10 protein-coding genes are annotated in these 10,136 nt (G+C 32.9%); 4 read left to right on the top strand and 6 right to left on the bottom strand.

Annotated features, from left to right (window positions below; all coding sequences use genetic code 11):
• The 3 genes from BMZ74_RS04820 to BMZ74_RS04810 form a co-directional block, all read left to right on the top strand.
• A partial coding sequence (locus BMZ74_RS04820) for a transposase (protein ID WP_143070142.1) occupies positions 1 to 287 on the top strand: 287 nt, incomplete at its 5' end.
• 45 nt (positions 288 to 332) lie between these two features.
• Positions 333 to 1,394: a taurine ABC transporter substrate-binding protein gene (locus BMZ74_RS04815; RefSeq protein ID WP_089860559.1), complete on the top strand. Its 1,062-nt coding sequence runs from the start codon at positions 333 to 335 to the stop codon at positions 1,392 to 1,394.
• Between the two features lie 57 nt (positions 1,395 to 1,451).
• Positions 1,452 to 2,273, top strand: coding sequence for an ABC transporter ATP-binding protein (locus BMZ74_RS04810; protein ID WP_089860555.1), 822 nt, complete (start codon positions 1,452 to 1,454; stop codon positions 2,271 to 2,273).
• Positions 2,274 to 2,418: 145 nt separating this feature from the next.
• Here the strand turns inward: BMZ74_RS04810 and BMZ74_RS04805 are convergent, their stop codons facing one another.
• A complete protein-coding gene (locus tag BMZ74_RS04805) occupies positions 2,419 to 3,321 on the bottom strand; it encodes a rhodanese-like domain-containing protein (protein ID WP_089860552.1) in 903 nt (300 codons plus the stop codon).
• Between the two features lie 100 nt (positions 3,322 to 3,421).
• Complete coding sequence (locus BMZ74_RS04800; protein WP_089860550.1) at positions 3,422 to 4,339, bottom strand: rhodanese-like domain-containing protein; 918 nt, start codon at positions 4,337 to 4,339, stop codon at positions 3,422 to 3,424.
• A gap of 227 nt (positions 4,340 to 4,566) precedes the next feature.
• Here BMZ74_RS04800 and BMZ74_RS04795 point away from each other — a divergent pair, with 227 nt between their 5' ends.
• A complete protein-coding gene (locus BMZ74_RS04795; protein ID WP_089860547.1) occupies positions 4,567 to 6,243 on the top strand; it encodes an ArnT family glycosyltransferase in 1,677 nt (558 codons plus the stop codon).
• A 24-nt stretch (positions 6,244 to 6,267) separates the two neighbouring features.
• Here the strand turns inward: BMZ74_RS04795 and BMZ74_RS04790 are convergent, their stop codons facing one another.
• Genes BMZ74_RS04790 through BMZ74_RS04775 form a run of 4 tightly spaced genes read right to left on the bottom strand, consistent with a single transcriptional unit; the run spans position 6,268 to position 10,132 of the window.
• Positions 6,268 to 7,047: an ABC transporter ATP-binding protein gene (locus BMZ74_RS04790; RefSeq protein ID WP_089860544.1), complete on the bottom strand. Its 780-nt coding sequence runs from the start codon at positions 7,045 to 7,047 to the stop codon at positions 6,268 to 6,270.
• Complete coding sequence (locus tag BMZ74_RS04785; protein WP_245750820.1) at positions 7,044 to 7,841, bottom strand: ABC transporter permease; 798 nt, start codon at positions 7,839 to 7,841, stop codon at positions 7,044 to 7,046. Before BMZ74_RS04785 ends, BMZ74_RS04790 begins: the two co-directional genes overlap by 4 nt.
• On the bottom strand, positions 7,816 to 8,829 hold the full coding sequence (locus BMZ74_RS04780; protein ID WP_089860541.1) for an ABC transporter substrate-binding protein: 1,014 nt from the start codon (positions 8,827 to 8,829) through the stop codon (positions 7,816 to 7,818). The genes BMZ74_RS04785 and BMZ74_RS04780 overlap by 26 nt, the downstream gene beginning before the upstream one ends.
• 49 nt (positions 8,830 to 8,878) lie before the next feature.
• Complete coding sequence (locus BMZ74_RS04775; RefSeq protein WP_089860577.1) at positions 8,879 to 10,132, bottom strand: ATP-grasp domain-containing protein; 1,254 nt, start codon at positions 10,130 to 10,132, stop codon at positions 8,879 to 8,881.
• Between the last annotated feature and the right edge of the window lie 4 nt (positions 10,133 to 10,136).

Below are 10,136 nucleotides of genomic sequence, written 5' to 3'. Positions count from 1 at the left end.
CCCGCTTAGCTCAAAGCTGGTTTGAAGATAAAGATGAACTCTTTACTTTTTACAAATATCCAGATAGTATTCAAAAATCAATTTATACAACTAACTGGATTGAAAGAGCCAATAAAGAAATCAGAAAAAGACTTAAAACAATGAATAGTTTACCAAATGAAAAGGCAGCAGAAAAAATACTATATCTTAAAATCTTAGACTATAATTCTAAGTGGTCAGAACGAAGACTAAAGGGATTTTTAGCTGCTAGAGATAAACTAATTCAACTATTTGAAGAACGATATTAATTTATTTACACAAAATACTTGACGTTACCTATAAGGAGGTTCAGAATGAAATTTAATCGCAAATTAATAGCTTTATTGATAATTTTAGTACTTAGTCTTTTCAGCTTAACTGCCTGTAATAATTCAACTGAAACAAAGGTTAATCAAAACAGTGATTTAGCTTTACCAGCTGAAATTAATTTTGGTATTTTAAGAGTTCCAAATGATGAAACACTTGCTATTGCAGAAAATTATTTTGACAAATACTTTACTGACCAGGGCATTAAAGTTAATACAACTGTTTTTGACTCTGGAGTTGAAGCCAACCAGGCTCTAGCCTCAGGTAGTATTGATTTTGCAACTATGGGTAATACCAATGCTATAACTGCTCTAGCTCGTAATTTAAAAGTAGAAATGATCTGGATTCATGAGGTATTAGGAGAAATTGAAGCTTTAGCAGTAAAAAATGATTCTGATATTAATAAAATAGAAGATTTAAAAGGCAAAAGAATTGCTGTTCCCTTTGCTTCCACTTCTCATTATATTTTACTTAATGTTTTAAAAGAAGCTGGTATTGAAAATGATGTTCAACTACTTGATATGCAAACCGCTGAAATCGTAGCTGCCTGGGAACGAGGCGATATCAAAGCTGCTTATACCTGGCAGCCCTCTTTAGGAAAATTATTAAAATCAGGTCATGTTCTAATCTCAAGTAAAGAAATGGCTGAGCAGGGTTATATAACTGCTAATGTAGAAGTAGTTCGCCAGCAGTTTGCCCAACAATTTCCTGATTTAGTTGCCGATTATATTAAAGCAATGACAGAAGCTGGTGATCTTTATCGTAATGATCCTGAACAAGCTGCAGAAATTGTAGCTGCTGAATTAGGAATTGAAAAAACAACTGCGCTTCATCAAATGCAGGGCTCAAGTTGGAAAACTCGCCAGGAACTATTAAGCGATGATTTCTTCGGCAGCAGTGAAACACCTGGTGCTTTTGCCCGGATAATGAAAGATACTTCTGATTTTCTACAAGCACAAGATTCAATTGACAATTCTCCGACACAAGCAGAGTTTAATCAATATGTCAATCCACATTATATAGAGCTTTCTCTTAATGAAAATAACTAGTCTTGAACTGCATTAATCAAATTCGTAATGTAATATTATCTAGAAAGGAAGCTAATTATGTTAAGTCAAGATAGACAAAATTATGCTAATAAATTTGAAAAAAATTTGATTGAAATTAAAAATCTTAATCTTCAATATGGTAGTGACAATAGGTCTTCTATTTTAGCTTTACAGGATATTAATTTGAACTTAAAAGAAGGTGAATTTTTATGTGTGCTCGGTCCTTCTGGTTGTGGAAAAAGTTCACTGCTTAAAGTTATTGCTGGCTATCTTAAACCAAGCAGCGGCAGTTGCTTAATGCAGGGAGAAATGATTAAAAAACCTGACTGGCACCGGGGGGTAGTTTTTCAATCTCCAACCCTTTATCCCTGGTTAACTGTTAAAGAAAATGTCAGTTTTGGTCCAAAAATGCGTAATTTAGCTAAAAATAAGATTGAAGAAATCAGCAGTTATTTTCTAGATGAAGTAAAGTTAAGTGGTTTTGGAGATAGACATACTTTTGAATTGTCTGGAGGTATGAAACAGAGAGTTGCGCTAGCTCGGGTACTAGCTAATTATCCTCAGGTGATTTTAATGGATGAGCCTTTTGGTGCTCTTGATGCTCTCACTAGAGATAATATGCAGGGATTGATTAGAGAAATCTGGCAGGAAAATGATACAACTATTTTTTTTATTACTCATGATGTTGATGAAGCTCTTTCACTGGCTACTCGAATTATAGTTATGTCGAAAAGGCCAGGTGAAATAGTTAAAGAATTTAAAGTTAATTTTACCAGTCAAATTTTAGCTGGAAATAAAAAAACAGTAATTTATCAAGATGAATATTTCAAATTAAAAAATGAAATTTTGGAAATTATTAATAGTCAAATTGAAAAATAACTATAGAAATTATTTTTTTATCACAAAAGTATAATTTTATCTGCTAAATAATAAAAAGCTCAATTCTGGCTAAACAGCCTCGAATTGAGCTTTTTTAAATTTAAAGATATTGGAAAGCTTTTTTAAACTTATTTAATTTTAATTACTATTGTACTACTTCATAACCTTTGTTGGACCAACCATAAGGGTCATTAGCAGCAGTTCCCATGCCACCGTTTAATGATACAGCATCATAGCCAAGCATTCTCAAACCAGCAACTGTCTGGCCAGCTGTCTGGCCTGTATAACAATAAACTACTATTTTTTGATCTTCAGGCAATTGGCCAAAATATTCTTCCATGCCAGCACCCCAGGGAATATTAATTGCACCTTCAATATGGCCTTTGGCATAATCACCAGGCTGTCTAACAGATAAAACCATTAAATCACTACCAGAATCGAGCGCCATCTTCAGCATATCTTCACTTATTTTATAATTTTTAAACATTGTATCACTAACATCAGCCAGGCCAGCATAGTAATCAACAATTGCTGCTTTAAGATCAGAGTTAACTTTATAGTCAGTTACAGCACCCAATTGATTAGCTTTAGTTTCAACAGCAGTTTCATAGCCATCTACTTTAGTTATACCCAGATTCCAGCCAAAACGAACTGACTTTGCAGTAAATCCAGCAAAATTAAGTAAGGCTACAGTCTGATTTGCAGTTTGAGCTGTATAACAATAAACATAAATAGTTTCATCACCAGGCAGCTTATCAAGAGCAGCAGGAATAGCTTCTGGTCCCCAGGGCACATTAATTGCTCCTTTAATATGACCTTCATTATAAACATCGGCTTGTCTGATATCAAGAATGAATAAATCTTCTCCAGAATTTACCTTTTCAATAAAAGCTTTTTCACCGATCATCCCATTGTCAGCTGGCAAATTAGCAAAATAGTTATTAACTGCATCCTCTACAGCAGCTGACGCTGCAAAAACTACCCCTGTGACTAATAAAAGTGAACTTAAAACTACAAAAATAGAAATTAAAAATTTAGCTTTATTCATTATTACTCCTCCTTATTTTTCGTTAAAATTATAACAATTTTAATCTTTTTTTATTAAAGATTACTCAAAATAAATTTACTGCTGAAAATATTATTTAATTTTAAGAAGCATCCTGTTTTGTGGCAGCTGCTGGTGCTCCAGAGGGCATTGCCTTAGGGGTAGAACTATCAGATGACCATTCTATCCAGGCACCGTCGTATAATTTCAAATCTCGATATCCTGCATTATGTAAGGCTAAAAATGTTTGAGCAGCTCTAATTGAAGTCTGACAATACATAATTATAGTTTTATCAGGTGTTAAATTATGATCAGGATACAATCTCTGCATATAGCTGACAGGATAATATTCTCCTTTATCATTAATGTTTTCTACATAATTAAGATGAATTGCGCCCGGGACAATCCCTTGACTAACTTCTGCTTGAGTTCTAACATCAAGAATTGCAACATTTTCTTGTGGATTATTTGCCTGAGCCAGAACCTCTGCTTTATCAGCAATTAGTTCTGTATTTTTAGATTCAATTTTATATTCAGCTGCAGTTATTTCGGGAAGACGATCAGTTATTTCTCCTCCAGCTTCCTGCAGAGCCTGCAATCCACCACTTATCACCTGCATCTGGGTAGGACTGTGACCGTAAACGAGTAAAGTCCACCATAAACGAGCAGCATCCATATTATTGTTATTGTCATAAATTAAAATTTTAGTTGCATTACTTACCCCATTTTCGCCCAGTGACTTCTCTACTTTACTGGCCGGGGCTAGCATATTAGGAAAAGGTCCTAAAACTGTAACATCATTTCTACCTATATTGACAGCTCCTCTTAAATGCTGATCTTTATAAGCTCGCGACTTCTGCGTATCAATAACAATAACATTTTCATCAGCAATTATTTTCAAAGCTTTTTTAGCAGTTATTATATCCTGCCCTGTTTCTCCAGGCACAGAAATATCTGCTTCACAACCAGTTAGAATAACCAGAGCAAATAAAAATGCCAAAAATATTTTCAGTTTTTTCATTTTTCCACCTCCAGCTCAAATATTGTTAAAATTAGTACAATCTCTATTTAATATTATAAAGGATAATCACTTAAACTGGTTATAACTTTTATTAATAGTATATTCAATTATCAAATGAAGCTTCTAAATAAATATTTAATTTTTAAAAATAAAAATAATTTGTGGTATAATTAAAGAAGTTAATTTGCTAATTATTAGTAAAAGTAACTCCAGAAAGGATGTCAGAAATGAAGTTAATCGAAAAGCTAAAAATTCCAGCCGCTAAAATAATTAAATTAAATTTAAATCAGCTTAGTAAAAATTATCAGCTAGAAAAATTAATTCCGGCTTTAATTATTTCTGGTTTCTTTTTAATTAATTTGATTATTCTGACTAAATTTCCTTTTATTCATTCTGATGAAGCCTGGTTAAGCGGACTTTCCCGCCAAATTGCTGCTACTCACAGTTTAAAAAGTACTGAAAGTTTCTTTGATTTAATGCCTCGCCATCCCCATGCTATTAAAATATTCTTCCATTTAATTCAAATTAGTTTTAGCAAGATTTTTGGCTATCATATTTTTACATTTAGATTAATTTCTCTGCTATCTGGTACAGCAGCACTTTATTTTTTTTATCGAATAGCTCAGCTAATCACAGCTGATAATTATTTAAGTAATTTAGCTGTTTTAACTCTGGCAGTTGATATTCATTTTATTTATAGCTCTCATCTGGCACGCCAAGAAATTATATTAGTTTTAATCATTTTAATAGCTTTTTATTATTTTCTCAGTAAGATTGCCCCGGGATTTAAGCACAAATTTGTTAGTTATGCTGATCATAAAGTTAAAAATCACTTTAATCAAAAACATATTAATCTAGCTTTAATCTTAGTTACTGCAATTGGTTTTCATCCCAATGCTCTCATAATTGCTATGCCATTTATTTTTATTTATAATTGGCAGCTAATTTTCAAAAATAATTTAAAGAGGCAAGAATATCTAAATTTTATGCTTACCATTGCGTTAGGTGGAGCTTTCTTTATCTTAATTAGCCTTAGTCTTGATTCTAATTTTTTTAGCAACTACAGCAATTATGGAAATGGTTTAGGAGTTTTTGCTCCTTTTTCAGTCAAAATAAGCCGATTAATAGATTTTTATAAAAAAATATTTTATAGAATCAGTGGTACCTATTATATTCCACCGGTTAAATTACAGCTTATTATTTTTTTATTAATTACAATTACTGCCTGTTATAAATTAATAAAAATGAAATTAAGTCACTTTAATAATAAAAATACTAAATTAATTTTTTATTTCTTAATATCTCTGCTGGCCATTAATTTTGCTTATATTCTAATCGGCCGCTATAATCAAACGTCAATTATTTTTATTTTTCCTTTTTATTATCTTTTATTCTTTAGTTTAATCAAAAATTTAAAATTTAAAATTAAAACTTTACTTAGTGGATCTCTAATTATTATTCTCTGTTTAACTACGTTTATAACTTTAAAAGCTGACAGTTCAAATAACTATCAATTATATTTAAAAAACATCTCTCACTCAGTTCCAGCTCAAACAAAAGTATTAGCAAATTTAAATTCAGCTTATTATTTTAGTAGAGGGAGCTTGTTTGATTATCGTAATTTAGCTTATTTAAAACAAAATAAACTTAGTTTTGCTGATTATATTAATAAAAATAAAATAAAGTATATTATTTATCCAGAAGAAATGGATTACATTTATCAAACAAGACCAACCTGGAATATATTATACGGCAATCTCTATCCGTATTACGAGCAGCTGCAATTATACTTAAAAGAAAACTGTCACTTAATTTATCAATTTTCCAGCCCAACCTATGGTAATAGAATTGTCAGTCAGATTGATCAAAAAAACTGGTCTATTAAAATTTATCTTGTGGAATAAAAGTATCAAAAAAATTAAAGATATTTAAAAAAGTGAGGTAATTTTTTCAGAAAGTTGATTAAACTGTTCACTGCTGCGCTGCCTGGGATAGGGTAAGTTATTTGCCAATACTGAAATTACTTCGCCAGGATTATCCTTTAAAACAATAATCTTATCTGCTAAAAAAACGGCCTCCCGAATATCATGAGTCACAAAAAGTATTGTTCTGCTATTATTTAACTGAAGATCGCTCAATAACTGCTGCAGATCTTGTCTTGTCTGACTATCAAGGCTGGCAAAAGGTTCATCCATTAGCATGATTTCACCCTGAACAGCCAGAGTACGAGCCAGTGCAACTCGCTGCTTCATGCCTCCAGACAGCTGGTGAGGATAATAATCTTGATATTGACTCAGCTTCACTTTAGCTAAATACTCTTTAGCTAAAAGCTTAAGGTCCTGGCGAAATTGACCGGGCCAAAAATTAAATGAATTTTTTTCTGTTTTTCTGCTGGCTTTAAGAGCAAAGATAATATTATTTAAGACTGTTAACCAGGGGAAAAGTTGTTCAAAATCCTGAAAAAGCATTATTCGATCCAGACCTGGCCCTCTAATTATCCGCCCCTCCTTAGATATAATGCCTTGATCAGTTTTTATAAAACCAGCAATTAATTTAAGCAGGGTAGATTTTCCACAACCAGATGGTCCAAGTATAGCTGCTAGTTCTCCCTTCTTAACACTAAAATTCACATTTTTTAAAACTAATTCTTCTTTATTTTGCTGCTGATACTTTTTACTAACTGATTTCAGCTCAAGATACTTACTCATTTAGACATTCCCCATTTTTGAACTGTTTTAGCTTCTAGTCTAGCAAAGATGAAATCTTCTACAATGATTCCAATTAAAATAATTACAACCAATCCTGCAAAAACTCCTGGTAAATCAAAAAAAACTCGTCTTTGAAAGATATACCAGCCAATCCCTCCCAGACTATTAATTGCTCCAAAAAGCATTTCAGCACTAATTAAAGCTCGCCATGATCTGGCCCAGGAAATTTTCAGACCAGAAATAAAATATGGTAAAGCCGCTGGAAATAAAATTTTAAATAAAAATTCTAATTTAGTTAAACAATAATTTTGAGCAATTAAATTATAAATTGACGGCATAGCATTAAAACCTGCTCTTAAGTTGAGAATTAAAGGCCATAAAACTGAATGAATAATAACCAATAAAATTGCAGTTTTACCAGCACCAAACCAGATTAAAATTAAAGGCATTAAAGCAATTCCTGGCAGCGGATGAGCTAAAGCAGTTAAAGTTTCGAGTAAACTGGCAGCTAACTCGGAAAAATATGCTAAAATAGATAGGGATAAGGCAAGAATTACTGTCAGGGTAAGACCTTGAGCAATAATAATTAAAGAAAAAATAAGCTGTTTAAGCAGATTGCCATTTGTTAAAGAAGTAAATAGGGTCAGAATAATTTTATCTAGTCCTGGGAAAATAAGTTCTGAAAAAAAATGGCTGGCTGCAATTAATTGCCAGATTAAAGCTAATAATAAAATCCAGCCCAGACGTTGTTTAAATTTATCAGGCAAACTAATCATTCCCTTCCGTCTCTCCAATAATTTTAAAAATAGAGTTTGTTTTAACTAAATTTCCTACTTTAAAATTATTAGAAGTTAAGTATCCCTGAAAAGTCATGAAATCAGCAAATCTTTTTAATCCCTGTACATCCTGGCTATATTTCATACCTGGCCAGGTCAAATAAGTTAATAGTTCCTGCTGATTTAAATCATAAACAGCCGCTAAGTTTTTAGCTGCTTGAGCTGGATTATGACTTAACTCAGCCACTGCTTTTTGCAAAGTCTGCATAAAAACTTGATAAAGCTGAGGGTTTTCTTGATAAAAATTACTTTTACTTACTCCAACAATAAAAGTAAAGTCACCACCAAAAGCAGCCTGACCAGTTAGAATACTTTTGATTCCTTCTATTTTACTTTCTTTAAATAAATAAGGCGGAGAACTAAAGTGCGCAGTTACTTCATGACCAGCTAAAAGAGCATTCATGGCATCAGGATGACTCATTGTTAGAAGCTGATTATCAAAAAGATCTGCCTGACCAAATTCTTTTTGAGCAGCCATAGTTAAAAGAATATGCTGAATACTACCTGGTTGAGGTAAAGCAATTCTATTTTCTGGCTTTAAATCAGCCAGAGAATTTACTGCTGATTGATTAGACATTAAAGCAAGCGGACAGTGAGCAAGTCCAGTAATTATCTGCCAATCCATTCCTTTGTCACGGGCAATTAAAAATGGGGGAATAGCCATAAAACCAATATCAACTCGGCCAGCCAGCATAGCTTCTCTAATTGCTGCTGTATTACTCAACTGTTTCCACTCGATTTCCAGGCCAGGTTCAGCATTTTCAAGCATTTTTTTTACTTTAATTAACTGAATCGGAGCGTAAGCTAGCCCATATTGTTCAGCTATTACTAGTTTTCTTTTTTTTAACCCCACCTGCTGTTGAGATGACTGGTGATTAGCTTGACAGGCCGTAAAAGTTAGCAAAATAAGTAAAACAAATAGCAATAATAAAAATTTTTTAAGCACTAGTTAAAACACCTCTGTTTCATACTCAATATATTATAATTATATCTAACTAGAAATTTTCCCCTAACTGTCTTAAAACTAGGTTTTTCCCCTGCTGATCTATAATTTCTAATTTATCATAGACAGCAGCTATTCGCTGGCGCAATTCTTTTTCACCAGCTGCTTTAACTAAAAAATAACCTGCTCTAGCTGTAGCATTATCAATTTCAGCAAGCTGATCTCCAGGTTTAAAATTATAATCAGCTTTTAAAACACCAGCTAAGTTCATTAATTCAGCTGCTGGAGTCTGATCAACAATTTTACCTGCCTGACTAAAAAACAATTGAGCAGAAAGCCAACTCTTATTATTTAAAAGCTGGTAATTATTTAACGAGGCTAATTCTGAACTGGAAATTGCTTCTCCAACTGCAAGTTTTAAATTAAGTTTAAGAATATCAACTCCTGTTAAAGCTGGAATAAAAATATCTTCATAAGCCCCGCCAATCCGAACTGCTATCTCATTAACTTTAAGACCTGCTTGTCCCAATAAAAATTGAAAATAGATCGGACCATTATTAATTTTAAACTCAGTTACAATATTTTCACTTAATTCGTTAATTGCTAAATAGTTACTTTTTAAATAACGGGATGGAAAAAGATGAGACGAACATATCCCGAGATGATTTCCCCGGGCAAAATTTATCCGATCAGTTACTGTGAGCAAATGGAGTCTTCCCTGCCTGACCCAACCACTAACTGTTATTTCAGCTGCTGGATAATATTCTTCAACCAATAATCTATTTTCCCTCGAAAAAGCTAGCACTTCAGAAAACTTAGCCCGCAGCTCTTCGATTGAATCTAATTTATAAACACCGCGCTGGCCCTGACTATCTACTGGTTTAACTACTATTGGCAATTTAAAATCAGTCAGCTCTGCATCACTAAAATTTGTCTGTAATAATTTATATTTAACAGTTGGAATACCAGCCTGAGTAAATTTTTGTTTCATAATTCTTTTGTTTGTTACTGATAGAGCTATCTGGGGAGTAATATAATGCGGTATCTCTAGAGCAGCTGCAATTTGAGCAGCTGTATAAACTGGTTGATCAGTGCCAGTAGTAAGAACAGCTTCGACCTCGTACTGTTGCGCTACTTTAAGATTACCCTGCCAATCAAAACTACTGACTGAGGTACTAAAATCAGCCAATTTTTTACCAGGAGCATCCGGAAGATAGTCAGAAACAATAACCTGATGCCCCATTGCTCTAGCTTTTCTAATTAAGTTAAGCTGACAATTGCCAGCTCCCAAGATTAAAATTCTCATTTCT

The organism is Halanaerobium salsuginis, from assembly GCF_900114545.1.
Lineage (GTDB): Bacteria > Bacillota > Halanaerobiia > Halanaerobiales > Halanaerobiaceae > Halanaerobium > Halanaerobium salsuginis.
The sequence above is the reverse complement of the archived record's forward strand: the minus strand, read 5'-3'. Positions and strand labels throughout refer to the sequence as shown.